The 18,211-nt window shown below is 65.6% G+C and carries 17 protein-coding genes and 1 tRNA gene; 11 read left to right on the forward strand and 7 right to left on the reverse strand.

Annotation, left to right across the window (positions count from 1 at the left end; genetic code table 11):
- Positions 1-7: 7 nt before the first annotated feature.
- The 4 genes from HARCEL1_RS13260 to HARCEL1_RS01690 all read right to left on the reverse strand — a co-directional run bounded on the left by HARCEL1_RS13260 (position 8) and on the right by HARCEL1_RS01690 (position 2,336).
- Positions 8-493 carry a hypothetical protein gene (locus tag HARCEL1_RS13260; protein ID WP_159076972.1) on the reverse strand — a complete coding sequence of 162 codons (486 nt, stop codon included), beginning with the start codon at positions 491-493 and terminating at the stop codon, positions 8-10.
- A gap of 265 nt (positions 494-758) precedes the next feature.
- Positions 759-833: transfer RNA gene (locus tag HARCEL1_RS01680), tRNA-Thr, on the reverse strand.
- A 160-nt stretch (positions 834-993) separates the two neighbouring features.
- Positions 994-1,986, reverse strand: coding sequence for a class I SAM-dependent methyltransferase (locus HARCEL1_RS01685; RefSeq protein ID WP_108380881.1), 993 nt, complete (start codon positions 1,984-1,986; stop codon positions 994-996).
- A 74-nt stretch (positions 1,987-2,060) separates the two neighbouring features.
- Positions 2,061-2,336, reverse strand: coding sequence for a ribonuclease P protein component 4 (locus HARCEL1_RS01690; RefSeq protein ID WP_108384044.1), 276 nt, complete (start codon positions 2,334-2,336; stop codon positions 2,061-2,063).
- 87 nt (positions 2,337-2,423) lie between these two features.
- Here HARCEL1_RS01690 and HARCEL1_RS01695 point away from each other — a divergent pair, with 87 nt between their 5' ends.
- The 5 genes from HARCEL1_RS01695 to HARCEL1_RS01715 all read left to right on the forward strand — a co-directional run bounded on the left by HARCEL1_RS01695 (position 2,424) and on the right by HARCEL1_RS01715 (position 8,082).
- A complete protein-coding gene (locus tag HARCEL1_RS01695; RefSeq protein ID WP_108380882.1) occupies positions 2,424-3,497 on the forward strand; it encodes a glycosyltransferase family 4 protein in 1,074 nt (357 codons plus the stop codon).
- A gap of 49 nt (positions 3,498-3,546) precedes the next feature.
- A complete protein-coding gene (locus HARCEL1_RS01700; protein WP_108380883.1) occupies positions 3,547-4,662 on the forward strand; it encodes a glycosyltransferase family 4 protein in 1,116 nt (371 codons plus the stop codon).
- A gap of 66 nt (positions 4,663-4,728) precedes the next feature.
- On the forward strand, positions 4,729-6,003 hold the full coding sequence (locus HARCEL1_RS01705) for a dihydroorotase (RefSeq protein ID WP_108380884.1): 1,275 nt from the start codon (positions 4,729-4,731) through the stop codon (positions 6,001-6,003).
- A 292-nt stretch (positions 6,004-6,295) separates the two neighbouring features.
- Positions 6,296-7,246 (forward strand): MarR family transcriptional regulator, encoded by a 951-nt coding sequence (locus tag HARCEL1_RS01710; protein WP_108380885.1) that lies wholly within the window; start codon positions 6,296-6,298, stop codon positions 7,244-7,246.
- Complete coding sequence (locus tag HARCEL1_RS01715) at positions 7,243-8,082, forward strand: hypothetical protein (RefSeq protein WP_108380886.1); 840 nt, start codon at positions 7,243-7,245, stop codon at positions 8,080-8,082. Before HARCEL1_RS01710 ends, HARCEL1_RS01715 begins: the two co-directional genes overlap by 4 nt.
- 219 nt (positions 8,083-8,301) lie before the next feature.
- Here the strand turns inward: HARCEL1_RS01715 and HARCEL1_RS01720 are convergent, their stop codons facing one another.
- Positions 8,302-8,997, reverse strand: a complete 696-nt coding sequence (locus HARCEL1_RS01720; RefSeq protein ID WP_108380887.1) for a carbonic anhydrase — start codon at positions 8,995-8,997, stop codon at positions 8,302-8,304.
- Between the two features lie 120 nt (positions 8,998-9,117).
- On the opposite strand from HARCEL1_RS01720, the gene HARCEL1_RS01725 reads away from it, so the two are divergent.
- The 5 genes from HARCEL1_RS01725 (at position 9,118) to HARCEL1_RS01745 (ending at position 14,323) form a co-directional block, all read left to right on the forward strand.
- Entirely contained in the window at positions 9,118-9,801 is a 684-nt protein-coding gene (locus tag HARCEL1_RS01725) for a TlpA family protein disulfide reductase (protein WP_108380888.1), read from the forward strand.
- Positions 9,801-10,472, forward strand: coding sequence for a cytochrome c biogenesis protein CcdA (locus HARCEL1_RS01730; protein ID WP_108380889.1), 672 nt, complete (start codon positions 9,801-9,803; stop codon positions 10,470-10,472). Before HARCEL1_RS01725 ends, HARCEL1_RS01730 begins: the two co-directional genes overlap by 1 nt.
- Positions 10,473-10,556: 84 nt before the next feature.
- Positions 10,557-11,270, forward strand: a complete 714-nt coding sequence (locus tag HARCEL1_RS01735) for a helix-turn-helix domain-containing protein (protein ID WP_108380890.1) — start codon at positions 10,557-10,559, stop codon at positions 11,268-11,270.
- A 52-nt stretch (positions 11,271-11,322) separates the two neighbouring features.
- Positions 11,323-13,704 carry a heavy metal translocating P-type ATPase gene (locus HARCEL1_RS01740; RefSeq protein WP_108380891.1) on the forward strand — a complete coding sequence of 794 codons (2,382 nt, stop codon included), beginning with the start codon at positions 11,323-11,325 and terminating at the stop codon, positions 13,702-13,704.
- Positions 13,685-14,323 carry a class I SAM-dependent methyltransferase gene (locus HARCEL1_RS01745; RefSeq protein ID WP_108380892.1) on the forward strand — a complete coding sequence of 213 codons (639 nt, stop codon included), beginning with the start codon at positions 13,685-13,687 and terminating at the stop codon, positions 14,321-14,323. The genes HARCEL1_RS01740 and HARCEL1_RS01745 overlap by 20 nt, the downstream gene beginning before the upstream one ends.
- Before the next feature lie 32 nt (positions 14,324-14,355).
- On the opposite strand, the gene HARCEL1_RS01750 is transcribed toward HARCEL1_RS01745, so the two are convergent.
- A complete protein-coding gene (locus HARCEL1_RS01750; protein ID WP_108380893.1) occupies positions 14,356-15,606 on the reverse strand; it encodes a magnesium transporter in 1,251 nt (416 codons plus the stop codon).
- 82 nt (positions 15,607-15,688) lie between these two features.
- Here HARCEL1_RS01750 and HARCEL1_RS01755 point away from each other — a divergent pair, with 82 nt between their 5' ends.
- The gene (locus tag HARCEL1_RS01755) at positions 15,689-15,916 is read left to right on the forward strand and encodes a hypothetical protein (RefSeq protein WP_108380894.1); all 228 of its coding nucleotides are present in this window, start codon (positions 15,689-15,691) and stop codon (positions 15,914-15,916) included.
- A 52-nt stretch (positions 15,917-15,968) separates the two neighbouring features.
- Here HARCEL1_RS01755 and HARCEL1_RS01760 read toward each other — a convergent pair whose 3' ends face one another.
- On the reverse strand, positions 15,969-18,158 hold the full coding sequence (locus HARCEL1_RS01760; RefSeq protein ID WP_159076973.1) for a hypothetical protein: 2,190 nt from the start codon (positions 18,156-18,158) through the stop codon (positions 15,969-15,971).
- Between the last annotated feature and the right edge of the window lie 53 nt (positions 18,159-18,211).

Consider the following 18,211-nt stretch of genomic DNA (forward strand, 5'->3'; position numbering starts at 1 on the left):
CTCTCTTTTATACTCGGGAATATTCTGAGTTTTTAGCCATTTTCGGATATTGGTTGTAAACGAAGCTTAGGATTTGGGGAAGTGGTCGGTCAAGGTGCCTCTCCCGTACCCATGTGAGTAGACTCTGTTGGCTATCTTCAATTTCTTGAAAGTGGCTTTCTGCGACTTTTTCTCCTTCAGGGGTTAGTTTGTGGCAGTCTCCCTCAAATTCTGGCCTATTCTCTATAACAAGGAGTCCTTCTTTTTCTAACTCTTCTATTGTCTCGAAGACTCCTTGATCAAATGGGCCATATTTGTCGGGTTCAAAGTCGAAATCTGTGGCTATATCGAATTCTCCCTCTAACTTTTTCGCAATCAAAAACGCCCCCTTCATAAGCCGAGTTCGACCACAGATCTCCTTGGCAGTTTCATCGTGTTCTCGGGCATAGAACAGCCTCAGAAGCCACTCTCTTCGATCTCCAACTGCCGGGGTCATTTCTTCTCTCCAACTCATTTTGATACACCTGATTGTTGGGGCCCTTCGACCGGTGCGTTCGAATTAAAGAATGAGTTGCTTTCGTAAAAGAATACCCCTCTCTCAATCCAAAATTATCGTTTGGTCCATATCTTGGCCAAATCCTTCATTACAGTAGAAAATGGGATACTACTGAAGAATTTATGAAATTATTTGTGTACTTTTCAATCTTTGGTCAATCCTCAAGTGGGTTATCTTCTCTGAAGTTAGATCATAGACCGTTCAACTGCGAAACGAAAATCGAAGCCGGTGGGGGGATTTGAACCCCCGGCCTAATCCTTACGAAGGATTCGCTCTAGCCAGTCTGAGCTACACCGGCGCGCTTCGTTCCTCGCGCCCCGAGCCCTGCATCGCTGCGCTCTGCAGGACACCGGCAGACTCGCGGTGCTCGCCTGCCGAGCCTTGCCTCACTGCGTTCGGCAAGACACCGGCCTGTACTTCCAGTTAAATCGCAGTCCATGAATAAGCGTTGCGAATCCCTACGCCCGCAGGCGGACGTCGAGACAGACGTTGAGTTCGTGCGGGGCGTACGAGCGGACCTCTCGACGGTCCTCGACCGACACGTCGTAGCCCGCCGCCTCGGCCGCCTCGCGGATCGCGCGCTCGCCGGGGCCGAACGCATCGTCCTCGTGCTGAATGTCGTAGTAGTGGAGCACACACTCGTCGCCGGCCATTGTCATCGCCGCGTCCAGAAATTCGTCGGCGCTGTGTGGGAGGTTCATCACCAGCCGATCCGCCCGGTCGGCATACTCTGGTGCCACATCGCGCACGTCGCCCGCGATCGCCGTGATCCGATCGCTCACCCCGTTGCGCTCCGCATTCCCCTCCAGAAAGTCGATCGCGCGCTCGTTCAGATCGACCGCGATTACCTCGGCCCCGCGGGCGGCCATCGGGACGGCGTAGGGCCCGACGCCCGCGAACATGTCGATTACGCACTCGCCCGCTTCGACCTGCTCGACGACGCGGTGGCGCTCGGTCGCCAGCCGCGGCGTGAAAAACACCTCGTCGACGTCCAGCGCAAAGGAGTGTCCATGTTCGCGGTGGACCGTCGCGGTCGTCTCGCCGACGAGCACGTCCCACTCGCGGACCCGATCCGACCCCTGGATCTTCGAGGCGCGATTCAGCACGCTCTCGGCGGGCAGATCCGACCGATCGATGGCGTCGGCCAGTTCGCGCGCCCGTTCGGGGTCGTCCTCGTCGATGACGACCAGCTCGCCCAGGCGGCCATAGCTGGCGTCCTCGATCAGATCGGCGGGCATCGTCTGGGTCTCGCGCCCGTCGAGATCGGCGGTCGTCAACTCGAATGCGGGCAGCGCGTCCGCGGGCACCGCTTCCGTATCGGTGACGGGGATCGCGATCTGCCCGTCCTCGACGCTGATCTCGTGGTCGTGGTCCAGGCAGTCGTGCTCAGCCAGGACCTGACGCGTCCGCTCGCCGTCGGTTCGATCCACGCGGACGCAGGGGACGCCCATACGGCCGATCGACGGTCGAACGCGGTAAGCGTGACGGACCGCTCCGGGGGGAGCGTGCCAGCGGCTCGTCGTCGCTACTCGTACGGATACCGGGCCTGCCCGCCACAGTCACAGGTCACGACGACGTGGCCGTCCTGGGTGCGGACGCGCGCGTTCACCCCCGGGCGGAGGTAGACGTCACACCGATCGCAGGAGAACCGTTTCAACTGCCGGGGCAGGCCGATCCGGTTGCGCTCGGCGACCCGTCGCGCGAGGCGCACGCGCTCGCGAGCGCGGTCGTACTCGCCGGACTGGGCGGCCTCACGAGCCAGTACGGCGAGTCGTTCGATGCGCTCGCTGGCTATCGACATGTCTCGACCGAGCGGACCGACCCACATGGGCGTTCCGGGCGCGCCCGAACCGACAGCCGTTTTGATCCCGCTCGCCCAGTCGGGCGTGTGCGCGTCTGTCACTATCTGGAGTTCGCCGATCGCCTCGCGCGCAGCGGCATCGGCACGAGCGTCGATCACCAGCGCGCGGCACTCGCCGAGACGTCGATCGAGGTGACCCGCTCGCCCTGGCGCGGGGGTGGCCCCCGGGGCGGTCTCCGCGCGCCTGCCGGCGCCCGATCGCCGCTGGCCGACGCCGACGTCGTCCATCTCAATGTCATCGGCCCGGCCAGCCTCGCGGTCGCGCTCGCGGCCCGCGCCCGGTCGATCCCGCTGGTGCTGCACGCCCACGTCACCCGCGAGGACTTCCGGGACAGCTTTCGGGGTTCGAACGTCCTCGCCGGGCCGCTCGGGGCGTATCTCAAACGCTTCTACTCGCTGGCGGATCTCGTGCTCTGTCCCAGCGAATACACCCGCGAGACCCTCCGCTCGTACCCCATCGACGCGCCGATCCGACCGATCACCAACGGGATCGACATCGATTCCCTCGACGGCTATCGCGAGTTTCGTGCGTCGACGCGCGCGGAGTACGACCTCGACGGCCTGGTCGTGTTCGCGGTGGGCAACGTCTTCGAGCGCAAGGGCCTCTCGACGTTCGGTCGCCTCGCCCGCGAGACAGAGTACGAGTTCGCGTGGTTCGGCCCGTACGACTCGGGCCCCCAGGCGAGTGCGACCGTCCGAAAGTGGACGAGCGATCCACCCGCGAACCTCACGTTCACGGGGTGGGTCGACGACAAGCGCGCGGCCTTCGGCGCGGGCGACGTCTATCTATTCCCCACGAAGGTCGAAAACCAGGGCATCGCGGTGCTCGAAGCGATGGCGACCGGGAAACCCTGTGTCCTCCGCGATCTCCCGGTGTTTCGGGAGTACTTCGAGGACGGCGTGGACTGTCTGCTCTGTGAGACCCACGACGAGTTTCGAGACGCTCTCGATCGCCTCGCGGACGATCCCGACTTGCGCGAGCGACTGGGCGAGAACGCCCGCGAGACCGCCCGCGAGCACAGCCTCGACCGGGTTGCGGAGGGCCTCGACGCCGCCTATCGCGACGTGATCGCGGGTGATCCGAGCCCCGAACGGCACTGACGATCGGCGAACACAACGCATAATCGCGTGCTCGACGAAAGGGCCCACGATGGAGTTGCCCCACGTCGCGGCCTTTACCGACACCTACCTGCCGACGATCAACGGGGTGACCTACACCGTCCAGGCCTGGCGCGACGCCTATCGCGAGCGCGGTGGGCGCATGGACGTCGTCTATCCGAAGAGTCGCGAGTACGACCCCGAAGACGGCGAACACCCCGTCCGAAGCCTCCCCTTCCCGTTCTACGAGGGGTATCGCGTGGGGATGCCACGCGTCCCCGATGCGGTCTCCTCGGCGGACATCGTCCACGTGCACTCGCCGTTTGGCGTCGGGATGAGTGGGCTTCGGGTCGCCCGCAAGGCCGACCTACCGATCGTGGCGTCCTATCACACGCCGACCGGCGAGTACGCCGAGTACATCGCCTCGAACGGCCGCCTGGAGCGCACGCTCCGCTCGGCTGCGGACTCCTACGAGCGGTGGTTTTTCGACCGCGCGGACGTGGTGCTCACGCCGAGCGAGCGCACCCGCGACGACGTTCGCGAGGTCGGCGTCGAGACGCCCGTCGAGGTCGTCCCGAACGGCGTCGACACGACGACCTTCCGGCCCGTCGAGACCGATGCGTTCCGCGAGCGCCACGACCTGCCCGATGGCCCGCTCGTTGGCTACACCGGCCGCCACGGCTACGAGAAGTGTCTCGGTGACGCCATCGCCGCCGTCGAGGACCTCCCGGTGACGCTCGTGTTCGGTGGCGACGGCCCCGCACGCGACGATCTGGAGGCCCGCGCGGCGACCAGCGACGCCGACGTGCGCTTTCTGGGCTTTCTCGACCGCGAGGAGTTGCCCGCGTTCTACTCGATTCTCGATGCGTTCGTCTTCCCGAGTCCCGTCGAGACCCAGGGCCTGGTCGCCCTGGAGGCCAACGCCTGCGGGACGCCCGTCGTCGGCGTCGACTCGGGTGCCCTCCAGAACACGATCGACGACGGCGAGACGGGGTATACGTACCCCCCGGGCGATCTCGACGCGTTCGGCGGCACGATCGAACGCGTTCTCGACGAGCGCGATCGACTCGCCGAGAACTGTCTCGACCGACGCGAGGACATCAGCGTCGAGGCCTCGGTGGCGCGTCTCGCCGCGATCTATCGCGATCTCTGCCCGGCGATCGCCTGAGCGGGGCGGACTCTGCTGGCGGTCCCGACCGCGGACCTTAGGGGCGGGCCCGCCTCAGACGAGCGTATGCTCATCACCGACGCACGTCTCGCCGACGGTCGCCGGGTCGACGTTCGGGTTCGCGACGGATCGATCGCCGCTGTTGACGCCGACATCGCACCCGATGCCGACGAGCGTACGCTCGACGCCGCCGGGCGAACGCTGCTCCCGGGGGTGATCGACCCGCACGTCCACTTTCGGGAACCCGGGGCCGACCACAAAGAGACCTGGACGTCGGGGTCGCGCAGTGCGGCGGCGGGCGGCGTCACGACCGTGATCGACCAGCCCAACACCGACCCGCCGACGGTCGATGCGGACGCGTTCGACGCCAAAGCCGAGCGCGCGCAGGCCTCGCTGGTCGATTACGGCCTGGCGGGCGGCGTCACCGCCGAGTGGGAGCCCGACACGCTGTTCGACCGTCCGATCGCCGCGCTCGGGGAGGTCTTCCTCGCGGACTCGACCGGCGACATGGGGATCGACGAGGGTCTCTTCCGTGCGGCGCTCGACCGTGCGGCCCGCGAGGACGTGCTCGTGACCGTCCACGCCGAGGACGCGACGCTGTTCGACGAGCACGCTCGGGACCGCTCCGATGCCGACGCTTGGAGCGCATATCGGACGCCCGAGGCCGAGTCTCGGGCCGTCGAGCGCGCCGTGGAACTGGCCGCCGACGTGGGGGCCGATCTGCACGTCGCCCACACCTCCACGCCCGAGGCGATCGATATCGTCGCCGATTCGGCGGCGACCTGCGAAGTCTCGCCCCATCACTGCCTGCTCTCGCGGGCGGATCTGCCCGACCTGGGCACGCACGGCCGGATGAACCCGCCGCTACGCTCGGAATCTCGTCGCCAGGCCGTCTTCGAGCGGGTGCGGGACGGTCGGGTCGATTTGATCGCGACCGATCACGCGCCCCATACCCGCGCGGAGAAAGACGCCGGGATCTGGGCGGCGCCGTCGGGCGTCCCGGGCGTCGAGACCGCGTTGCCGCTCCTGCTTGGCCTCGTTGCGGAGGACGAGATCGCGCTGGAGCGCGTGGTGGACCTGACGGCGCGTCGCCCTGCCGACCGCTTCGGTCTCGCCGCGAAGGGTGCGATCGAGGTGGGTCGAGACGCCGATCTGACGCTGGTCGATCTGGACGCGACCGGCGAGATTCGGGCCGCGGACCTGCATACCGCCTGCGAGTGGACGCCGTTCGGGGGCTGGACCGGCGTCCGGCCCGAGTGGACGATGGTCCGGGGCGAAGTGGTGTACGAGCGCGAGGGCGATCGCTTCGGTGATCCGGTCGGCGAGAACGCCTGGGCGTGACGGGTCCACCTACGATCTCGGTCCTCCTCTACCCAGACGAGACTGCTGACCGACGCGTGCCGCCCTGGTCGATTTCTTGAGACCACCCACTCCCCTGGCCAAGCGGACTACTGGTTTATCGGGGGGCTGACCAATTACATTTCTTCAGGGGCATCGTCGAGACTGATCAGAACGACAGCGAATCATATGAAACGATGCATTGGGAAGTCACCGCTCATACTGGTTGTATATTGTATTGGTTGTCTCAAATTGCGAAAGGGACTTATGAATGCATTGCGTTGAGTGAGACAACATGATCGGTGAGAGCCAACTACGGCTCCTATCATATCTCGCAACTGAATCCAATTCGGAGGTACCGATTAGTACCCTCGCTGATCAACTTGGGTGGAGTACTGGGCACACATCGCGAATCGTCTCCGATCTAGAAGCACGAGGATGCATCCGAACCACTGAATCAGGACGTCACAAGTTGACTAAGCTCTCTGATATCGAACCGGTTGCACAGCTCCAGGCTCTCATGACCGAATACGGCCACGTAGACTTTCCTCAACTCGTGGCTGGTTCTGGACTGCGACTGCTCTACTATCTAGATCGTCGCCGGACCGCGACCGAACTCGCCGAAGTGAGCGACCTCAGCCGTGCGACGGTCTACCGTCGATTAAACGACTTACAGGCAGTCGGGATCATCGGTAAGTCAAAATCACACTACGAGCTTAACGACCCCTTCTCGAAGCTATCGTCGATCGCACGGGGATTGGCGCATCATGAGCACCGTCGAGAAGCTGAACGTCGTGCAGACAGGGTGAATATTCTCTGGGAGACCCACGAAGAATACCTCTTTGCGTCCGATAGTGAACTTGACCGTGACGGGTTCTTTCTAACCGGCCCCTCACTCTTCGCCGAGTTCGACATCCCCCTCCTCACACGAAATCGGCGACATTACTTCCATTCCGACCGGATTACCGGAGTTTCGTCGGCGGACTTGGTCTGTCATACGCTACTGATCGACGACGACTCTCGCTATCGAACCTACTGTCTTCTCCTCATCCAGCGAGAAACAATTGGATGGACGACGCTACGGGAGCGCGCGAAATATTACGAACAAGAAGCAGATATCGACTTACTGACGATCATTACCGACCTCGTTGCATATCTGGAGACTGGGGGGCGGATACCCTCTGACCGCCTTCCCTCATGGGAAGACTTCAAAAGTACCGCCGCAGACTACGAGATTAACGTATGACCTCCCGTGCTCGATTCGACCGTGACTATATTGAAATGGAACTACATCGAATCGCTGAACACCTCAAAATGGAGGTCGATGCATATCTCATTGGCGGGGGCGCAATGTCGTTTCGCGATCTCAAGGACACGACCAAAGACATCGACCTCGTTGTAGCAAACGAAGAGGCGTTTTGCCGTCTTATGGGGACGCTTCGAGATCTGGGCTACGAAGTGGTCTCCGATCTCGGTGAGGAGTACGAGAATCTGGGAGCCCGTCACTGCGTACGGAATGAGGAAGGCTGTCAACTCGATTTGTTTCACTGCCAGATCGCGAATAAACTGGTCTTCAGTGACGGAATGAAAGAACGGAGTGAAGAATTCTTATCGAGGCAGTCCCTCTCCATCGGACTCGTCTCTCTTGACGATATCTTTCTGTTCAAATCAGTCGCGGAGCGCCCGGATGATATCGGAGACATGGCGACACTCGTCCAGTCTGGTCTAGATTTTGATACAATCGAACGAGAGATCGCTACACAGGTCGATCTCATCGGCGGTGAGAGGTTCGTTACTGTCATTTCTGAATCGCTGGAAAAGCTAGACGAACAGGCAGGAATACAAACGCCTCTCGACGATACGATTCACGACTACTACGAACGGTACATGGAGGGGTACGAGCTTCGTATGAACCTAGATGTGGAGACACCAAAGACGGTTCCAGAGTTAGCGACCGAGTTGGGGGTCTCTGAGGAAGAAGTTAACCATCGATTTGAGTATCTTGAGAAATATGGCTTTGCAAAACGGACCAGCGATGGAATTCTCGACACAGGCGACCGAGACAAATTCAAACGCTCCTGAGTGGGGCTAGAACGACAACAAACGTAGGTACCCAGCATACTCATCTGCTGATGGCATTTTCACAATCGTCAAGTACCCATCCCTGACCAAAATCTGTCGAAAGTGGTTCTTGCGGAGACGAAATCAGCGGAAACATAGAACAGCACCGGGTGAACCTGCCAGACAATAGCGTTCCGTCAGATCTTGCCGTCTTGGATATATATTGTAGTGCTGGGGACCTTAAATCTCATCTAGCCGCCGGACGTGATCGCTGTGCTCCGCGCCGGTCTGGTCGCGAAGCGTCGCGGGGTCGGTCTCACCGTTCGCATTCACCAGATACAGCCGGCCGTTCGTGTCGCCGTACACCGACTGGAAGTCGTAGACCAGCCCGTAGACCGCGACTGCGTCGGGTACGTCCCCGCTCGCACGCAGGAACTCGACCTGGCGGTCGACGTTGTACTCGACGAGTTGGTCGACCAGCGATGCTTTCCGTTCGGAGTCGATTCGATCGTCGTTGAGGCCGTCCTCGACGATCGGGACGAGCGCCTCGACCCACTTCTCGATGCCCGCGGGCTGGTCGGATGCGCCCGACTGCACGGCCTCCAGCGCGGCGGTGACCGCGCCACACCCGGTGTGGCCGACCACGAGCGCGACCCGGGTCCCGGTGTGAGCGATCGGGTAGAGCACGCTGCCGTCGATCACCCACTCGCCGTCCACCAGATCGCGCACCTGATTGCCGATCGTACTCGGGGTGAACAGCCAGCCTGGGTCGACAGCGTCGACCATCCCGGTCTGTGAGACCCGCGAGTCCGAACAGCACATCGACACCGCCGCGGGGGCCTGGCCCGACTGGACGTCGTCGAACTGGTCGTCGGGCAGCGATTGGACGTGGCGGTCGTTGCGCGCGAGGATCTCGTCGAGTGTCGTCTCGACCATACCGGCGTTCGCCCCGGGCCGGCCTTCGGTGTTTGGGGTCCGGCGATCCCGACCGAAGTTTGGACGGACCCCGAACGGAGTTTGAAAAATATACTTTCGTTGATCGGTCGAACGACGGGTATGCACGACGAACGCGATCTGACGCGACGACGGACCCTGATCGGTGCCGGGGCGACGAGCGCGAGTCTCCTCGCTGGCTGTCTGGGGCGTGGTGAGGAGTCCACCGGCGAGGACCGGACGACCGACGGCACGGAGACGGCGACGACCGGGGACGGCACGAGTGCGACGACCGCCGCACCGACCACCGAGACGCCCCTGGAGTGTCGTGGGGATCCGACGCTGCCCGCCGACGCTGAGTCTGCCGAGAACGGCGCCGCCGATGGCTCCACGGACGCCGACTGGCAGGAGATGGAACTCACGAGCGTCCGGTGTGCGGACCCGTTCACGATCGGCAGTCTCGACCCGCCGGTCGTCGTCGAGACGTTCGCGGTCTGGTGTCCGACCTGTTCGGCCCAACAACAGAACATGCGTGACCTGGAGGGCGTCACGCGGGTGAGCCTCAACGTCGACCCGAACGAATCGCGCGATATCGTCCGCGAACACGCCGCCGGCAACGGGTTCGACTGGCGATACGCCATCGCGCCCGAACCGATGACCTCGGCGCTGATCGACGCTTTCGACGGGGCGATCGTCCACCCGCCGAGCACGCCGATCGTCGTGGTCTGTGCGGACGGATCGACGATCTACCGCTCGGGCAGTCTGAAGAGTGCCGACGAGATCGAATCGCTCGCGGCCGAGTGCTGATGGTCCTCGGATCGATCGTGACGGCGTTCGGGTTGGGGCTGGCGACGCCGCTGACGGCCGTGTGTGTTATCCCACTCTACCCGGGCTTTCTCGCCTTCCTGGCCGATCAGGGCGAAAATGCCCCCTCGGTCGCGACGCTCGGTGCGCTCGTCGCGACGGGCGTGATCGGCACCATGGCCGCCATCGGCGTCCTCTTCACGACCGTCCTGGAGACGTCACTGACCCGCGTCGTCGAGGTCCTCTCGCCGCCAGCGTTCGCCCTGCTGGGTCTGCTCGGAATCGCACTGATCGTGGGGTTCGACCCCCAGGCCCGCCTGCCGAGCGTCGAGCCACCCCAGTCCCGCCGGCCCGGCCTGTCGGCGCTGGCCTACGGCGCTTTCTTCGCGGCGATCGTGTTGCCCTGCAATCCGGCCTTTATCGCGGTGTTTTTCGCCCGTGCGACGCTGATCGCGGACCCCGTCCGGAGCCTCCTCAACTTCCTGTCCTTTGGCGTCGGCATGGCCGCGCCGCTGCTCGCGCTCGCGGTCGTCTCCGAGGCGGCCCGTGATCGCGTGCTCGGGACGCTCACGGCTCACCGGCGCGCGGTCGACGTGGGGTCGGGCCTGCTGCTCGTCGGCGTCGCGGCCTATTACCTGCTGGCGGTCTTCGAGGTCGCCGGCCCGCTGGGCTGATCGGGGGCCGATGCCCCCAAGCCCGTCGCGGTCGGCGATCGACACAAGCCAGAGGGTTTTGTCCGCGCCGGCCCAACGCCGATCGTGCGCGAACTCGCCTTCGCTCTGGAGTACGACCCCGGGTGTAACGCCGTCGCGGACGCGCTGGCGGCCCACCCCGACGCCCGGATCCGCTCGCTGTCGGTCCACGTCACCGACGACCGCCTCTGGCGGGTCGATCACGCCACCGGGGGGAGCGACGCCCTCGCCGCCATCGAATCGGCCTTTCGCGACGCCGACTACTACGCCGACTGTCTCGCGACCGACGACTGCGGAGCGACACAGACCACCGACGTGCTCGACCGCTCGGATGACACGCTCGTGCTCTTCTCGTACTGGGAGCGCTCGCCGGTCTGTGTCTCGGTGCCACACCTCGCACGCGATCACCTCGGGGACGGCCTCCTGTTCGATACGCGCCACGAGCAACGCCACTACACCTGGCGGATCATCCACTCGGGTGAGGGCGATGAGAGTGCCTTCTTCGGGGCGCTGGAGGACGCTCTGGGGGAGTGTGCCGCCATCGAGATGCTCCGCTCGGGCGCGACGGCGGCGACCGACGCCGAGATGCCGGCCGAACAACGGGCGGCGCTCCGGGCCGCCGTCGAACACGGCTACTACGAGACGCCCCGCGAGGTGGACGTGAGCGATCTGGCCGCCCATCTCGACGTGCCTCGATCGACGCTGAATTATCGATTGCGCCGCGCAGAGGCCCACCTCGCGACCCAGTTCGTCGACCGACAGCGGCCGACCCACGATTGAGTTGGAACGTTCCAACCAAGGCTTATCGATCTCTCGCTCCTGCGTTCTCGTAATGAGCGACGAGGACGCGGGAGCGAGGTCGAACGACGAGGACGCCCCAGGGACCTCGAGCGACGGGACCCCTTCCAGCGGGGCGGGCAGCGCCGAGTCGGCGCAGACGGTCACGGCCCGCCTCGTCGTCCCCGAGATGGACTGTCCGTCGTGTGCGAAGAAAGTCGACGGGAGTCTGGAACGGGTCACGGGAATCACGGCGGTCGAGCTCTCACCGACCCAGGGGACGGCGGCGGTCACGTACGACGCCGAGGCGACGACCCGGCGCGACGTGATCGCGGCCATCGAGAGTGCGGGCTACGAGGTGCTCGACGGTGGGGGTGGAGACGACGAGACGGACACCGGGGGGCCCGCGATCGCCCCGCCGACGGACGTCTGGACGAGTGCGCGCGCGATCAAGACCTGGATCGGGGCGGTCGTCCTGACGCTCGGACTGATCGTCGAGTTCGTCCTCACCGGCGGGAACGTCGGCGTGGCGACCGTTCTCGGCGCGTCGATCACCGTCGCGGACCTCCTCTTCCTCCTCGCGGTCGTCGTGAGCGGTGCACCGGTCGTCCGGAGTGGATTCCACTCGGCGCGCGCCCGGAGCCTGGACATCGACTTGCTGATGGGGACGGCGATCATCGCGGCGACGGCGATCGGCCTGTTCGTCGAGGCCGCGACGCTGGCCGTCCTGTTTTCGATCGCCGAACTGCTCGAAGACTACGCGATGGACCGGGCACGCGATTCGCTCCGGGAGTTGATGGAACTCTCGCCCGACGAGGCAACGGTCCGGCGCGACGGCGAGGCGGTGACCGTCCCCGCCGACGACGTCGCGATCGGCGACCGGGTGCTCGTCAAACCCGGCGAGAAGATCCCCCTCGACGGGACCGTCGTCGAGGGCGAGAGCGCGGTCGACGAGTCACCGATCACCGGCGAGAGCATGCCCGTCGAGAAGCGCGCGGGCGACGAGGTGTTCGCCGGATCGATCACCGCCGAGGGCTACCTGGAGATCGAGGTCACCTCTCGGGCGGGCGATTCGACGCTCGCGCGCATCATCGATCTCGTCCAGGGCGCTGAACGCAATCAGACCGACAGCGAGCAGTTCGTCGACCGCTTCGCGGGCTACTACACGCCGGTCGTGGTCGTTCTCGCCGTGCTGACGGCGACGATCCCGCCGCTCGTCATCGCGTCGGACGTGACGCTCGCCGTCGCGGGCGTCGACGTCGTCCTCCCGGCGGGGTGGCGCGCGTGGTTCGTCCGTGGGCTGACCTTGCTCGTGATCGCGTGTCCCTGCGCGTTCGTCATTTCGACGCCCGTCTCGGTCGTCTCGGGGATCACCAGCGCCGCCCGCTCGGGCGTGCTCATCAAGGGTGGGAACCACCTGGAGACGATGGGTACCGTCGAGGCGGTCGCCCTCGACAAGACCGGGACGCTCACGCGGGGCGACCTCTCGGTGACCGATATCGTCCCGTCGGGCGATCGCGACGCCGACGCGATTCTCCGGATCGCGGCGGCGCTCGAACGGCGCTCGGAACACCCGATCGCGGCGGCGATCCTCGACCGGGCCGACCGCGAGGGGATGGTGATCCCCGAACCGAGTGCCTTCGAGACCCGCCCCGGCGAGGGTGTGCACGCGACGATCGACGGCGAGACCTATTATGCAGGGACGCCCGCGCTGTTCGCGGACCTGGGGGCCGACGGCGCGGGGGCGGCAGTGGGGAGCGACGACGCCGACGACGCCGACGACGCCCGGGCGACCCTCGAAGCCGACGGGAAGACCGTCGTCGCGGTCGGGACGGCCGACGCGGTCCACGGCCTGATCGGCGTCGCCGACACCGTCCGTCCGGGCGCACGCGAGGCCGTCGAGCGCTTACTCGACCTCGGCGTCGCCCACGTCGTCATGCTCACCGGCGACAACGAGGGGACGGCGCGAGCGATCGCCGACCAGACCGGCGTCGACGCGTATCGCGCCGAACTCCTGCCCGAGGACAAAGTCGCTGCGGTCGAGGCCGTCCGCGAGGAGTACGGCACGGTCGCGATGGTCGGCGACGGCATCAACGACGCGCCCGCGCTGGCGACCGCCGACGTGGGGGTCGCGATGGGCGCGGCGGGCACCGACACTGCGATCGAGACTGCCGACATCGCGCTGTTGGGCGACGACGTCCGGAAGTTGCCCTACCTCTACGATCTCTCGCGGACCGCCAATCGCGTCATCCGCCAGAACATCTGGTCGAGTCTCGGCGTGAAGGCCTTGCTCGCGGTCGGCGTCCCGATCGGCCTGGTCAGCGTCGCCGTCGCGGTCGTCGTCGGTGACATGGGGATGAGTCTCGGCGTCACGGGCAACGCGATGCGTCTCGCGCGCGTTTCGCCCGAGACGACTGATGCCGACGGGAGCGAGTAGCGTGAGCCAGTCGAACCGCTGGAATCGGATGCGATACCGGGTCTACGCACCGATCTACGATCTCGCCGTCCGGCCGTTTCGGGCGGCCCGCGAGCGGGCGATCGACGGCCTCGAGTTCGAATCGGGCGATCGCGTCCTCGTCGTCGGCTGTGGCCCCGGCCCGGATCTCGACCATCTGCCCGCCGGCGTGGGCGTGATCGCGGTCGATTTGACGCCCGCGATGGTCCGTCGAGCGGCGACTCGATCGAGCACTCACGACGTGAGCGCGGCGATCGCGGACGCGGCCGCCCTGCCGATCGCCGACGACTCGGTCGACGCCGTCCTCGCCCATCTCGTGCTCTCGGTGGTGGCCGATCCGACGCGGGTCGTGGCCGAGATCGCCCGGGTCTGTCAGCCCGACGGGCAGATCTCGATTCTCGACAAGTTCGTCGCACCGGGCACCGACGGATCGCTGGTCAGGCGTGCGATCGATCCCGTCGCTCGACTCGCGTTTTCGACGCTCACGCTCGATCTCGATCGACTGATCGACGGGAGTGGGCTCAGAATCGACCACCGCGACCGCTCGATTGCCGGCCTGTACACGATCGCCCGTGCGCGACCGGAATCGACTGGCGGGTGATCGCGTGGCGGGGGATCGCGTCCGCGCCCGACTCACAGCAGGACGGTCTGGGCCAATCCGAGGAAGACCAGAAAGCCCAGGACGTCCGTCGCGGTCGTGATGAAGATCGTCGCCGACGTCGCGGGGTCCTGACCGACGCGATCGAGGACGAGCGGGATGAGCGCGCCGAAAAACCCCGCGATGAGGAGGTTCGCGACCATCGAGACGCCGACGACCGCACCGAGGAGGACGCCGAACTGCGCCGACGAGATCGCCGTCGCGATGACGGCGACGAGCGCCCCGATGATCGCGCCGTTGATCGCACCGGCGACCGCCTCGTTGCGGATCACGCGGGCGCCGGTCGCGAGCGAGACCTGGCCCAGACTGATCGCCCGGACCGTCACGGCCATCGCCTGCGTGCCGGCGTTGCCGCCCATCCCGGCCACGACGGGCATGTACGCCGCGAGCACGGCGATCTGGGCGATCGTCGTTTCGAACAGGCCGACGACCGCCGCGGCGAGGAAGGCGGTCCCGAGGTTGATAATTAGCCAGGTGTACCGACTCTTGACCTTCACGAGCGGGCCGTCCAGCGCATTTTCGGCCTCGGCGACGCCCGTGAACTCGAACAGCGTCTCGCCGGCGACGTCTTCGACGACGCCGAGGAGATCGCCGGCGTGGATCACACCGAGCACGGAGCCGTCGGCGTCGAGCACGGCGACCGCGCGGTCGCGATTCTCACGGAAGACTGCGAGGACGTCGCTGTCCTCGCGATCGTAGCGGACGCTCGGGACCGCTTCGACGTACGCGCGGGCCCGGTCGTCGGGGGCGGCCATCGCGAGCGTCCCGTTCGGAAGCGCGCCGAGAATGTCGCCGTCCTCGACCACGAAGATCGTCGGATACCGACCGGTGCGGGACTCGAATCGCCGGACGCGCTCGGTGATCGCGTCGATCGGCCGGTCGGCACTCACGGTCACGAAATCCAGATTCATCAGCCCGCCCGCGCTGTCGGCGTCGTAGCTGAGCAGGCGGTCGATCTTCTCGGCGCGCTCGGTGTCGAGGCGGTCGAGGACGGTCTCACGGGTGGTCTCGTCGGCGTCGGTGAGGACGCTCCGGGCCTCGTCGGGGTCCAGGTCGTGGACGAACGCCAGGAGGTCGTCTTCGCTCAGCGCGTCGAGGACGGTCTCGCGGATCGGCGGCGGGAGTCGCTCGAAGGCGGCCAGTCGGTCCTCCCGGGGGCACGCCATGAGCGCGGCCGCAGGGTCCGACGCGGCGCCGATCTCTTCGTGTGCGGTCGCGGCCTGCATGTCCGATCGGATCGGGGGCCGATTCCAAGAGTGTGGCGGGGTGGGACCCAACTGTTTTGCCTGCCCCGCCTGAGTGGCCTGCATGGGAGTGCTCGATTCGTTCGGTGCGCTCGCCGCGAGTCTGATCGCGGCGGTCGTCCTGCTCGTGTTTGCCGTGTTGAGTTTTTTCGTGACCGTGTTCATCGTCGACGTGGGGGCGAGTCTCGCCGGCCTCTCTCCGACGGCCGACTACGTCACGCTGTCGGCCGCACTCATCTCGACGGGCGCGATCGTCGCGGGCGCGTCGCCGCTGACGCGCGTCGGCGAGTAAGGCCCGTTCGGTCCTCACGTCCTGTCTTTCCGGGTCAGATCCGATCGAACGGTCAGACCAGCTCGAACAGCGCGAGGACGTCCTGGAGGTCGAGGTCACCCGTGCCGTCGAAGTCGTACGCCGCCGGGTGGTCGGTGACGCTCCGTTCGTCCATCGTTCGAAACAACGTGTTCACGTCCGCGAAGTCCAGTTTCCCGTTCGCGTTGAGGTCTTCGTAGAGTCCGTCCCCGTCTCGGTCCCGGGGAACGACCCCCCGAATCGGATCGAGGCGGTGCTCTGTGGTGGTCTGGGTCCCGTGTACTGGCCCGGTTTCGCGGACCGTCGCCGAACCGACCGACCGCGTCCCCGATGGGATGAGTCTGAGCTGGTATATCAGCGACTCACTCTCGGTGAAGCCTCTGAGGCGTGGGCGGTCGTAATGGGGCCACAGCTCTGGGCTGACCCCGGTCCGGACGCTCAGGTCCAGGTCGTACTGGCCGCCCGCGATACCGATCCGATCGAGGTCGACGAGTCGGGTGGTTCGCTCGACGGCGACGGCTCCATCGACGGTGATCTCCGAGGCTGCCGTCTGGATCGCCGGCCGTTCGTTGACCGCTTCGACGCGTCGGTCGACGAACGTCGTGTCGAGGTGGTAGTTCAGCACGCGCTCGCCGGTGGCCGTCGTGGTCGTCCCGTGGACATGCCAGAGTCCGGCCCGCCCCCACTCCGCGACCGTAATCTGATCGACGGTCGCCTCCGGATCGACCGTGGCCTCCAGGCGGTACCGCCTCGTGGCGACGTCCTCGGAGCAGACTCGCCCATAATTCGGTCGGCGCGCCCCCATCACTGCGAGTTTGAGGTGGCCATCGGCGTGTCTCGCTTCGGCCAGACGGATCTCGTTACACGAACTCGACCCGTACACCATCTGCCCCGTGACCGTGATCGTCTCCCCGTCGACGGAGACCGCGGGGTACTCCTCACTGCCCGTGGGATCTCCCTCCATCGTCACGTCGATGGCGTCGATGGCGTCCGGGCGGTCGACCGGCGGGTGCAGATATTCGACCGATCGACGGGGGTACTTTGCGTCGGACCACCCCTCCTTTCTGACGACGACCGTGTCGATCTGATCGGTTCCCACGACTTCGATCTCACAGCGGTGCCCGTCGCCGTCGCCCGGACAGGGGATCGCTGACGGGGGGTCGGGGATCGGTTCGATCGCGACCGAAAGGAGGCCCCGATCCTGGTGAATACTCGTCGGCGTGACCGCGAAACAGTCTGTGTCGGGGTCGACCGCCGGCACCACGATCTGGACGCGATCGCCATCGAACGACACGCGCGGTTCGGGTTCGGGTGGCTCCATCGGGGTGGTCCGCCAGTCCAGGCTGGCGTCTGCAATCCCACCCGTACTGATCGGCATCGGTGGGTTCGAGATCAACCGATGGGCGAGTGTCGTCCGGCGCGAGTCGGGCGTCCGCTCGACCACAGACAGCATCTCGGGAACGGAGTCGACGGTGAGCGTGACGGTGTAGCCCACGGCCTCGGTCTCGGGACAGTCTCGGTCGCCCGGTGGTCGGCGCGCGAGTTCGAGGACGAGGTGGTCCCCATAGTCGAGATGGAGGGCCGCGATCTGGGGCAATCCACAGGGTTCGGTGGCGGCCATCGCACCGCTCACCTGGATCTGGCCGGACCCGAGGGTGATCTCCGGGTCTCGTGGGCTGTCGGCAGGAGAGTGACTCACCTGGCGGTCGGTAATGCCGATCCGAAACGAGTTCCAGTCGTCGTAGGGGTAGTGACGCTCGCGCTCACCATCGCCCGGGGGGTCGACGACCACGACCGTGGGCGTCGTCTTCACGTGGATCTCGTACGCGTAGACGTAGGCGTCGTCCGCGGGGCAGTCCGGGGCCGGTTCGGTGGTGAGATCGACCGTCAACTGGCGTCGGTCGGTGTCGAACGTGGCTCCCGCTGGCGTGACGCGCCGACAGGACTCCTCGGGCGTGAATGCGCCACGGACGACGATCTGATCGTCGGACCCCTCGACCCGTGGTTCGGTGTCGATATCGTCACGCCCGAACCCCCCGCGAAACGACGTCAGGCGGATCTGATCGACGCGGAGATCCTGGGTCTCGGCGGTCACCGCCGTCGCCTGCGGCCCGAGGCCAGCGACCAGCCCGACACTCCCGAGTGCGGCGAGCACCTCCCGGCGTGTCGACTGCCTCTCCGCATTCGATTCCCCCCGGCCCGACGGTGGCGTCTCGACTGGCATGGGTGTACGTCCCCTCTCTTACAACGAATTTCGGGTTGAAATAACCACCCGAT

The sequence above is a fragment of the Halococcoides cellulosivorans genome (genome assembly GCF_003058365.1).
Lineage (GTDB): Archaea > Halobacteriota > Halobacteria > Halobacteriales > Haloarculaceae > Halococcoides > Halococcoides cellulosivorans.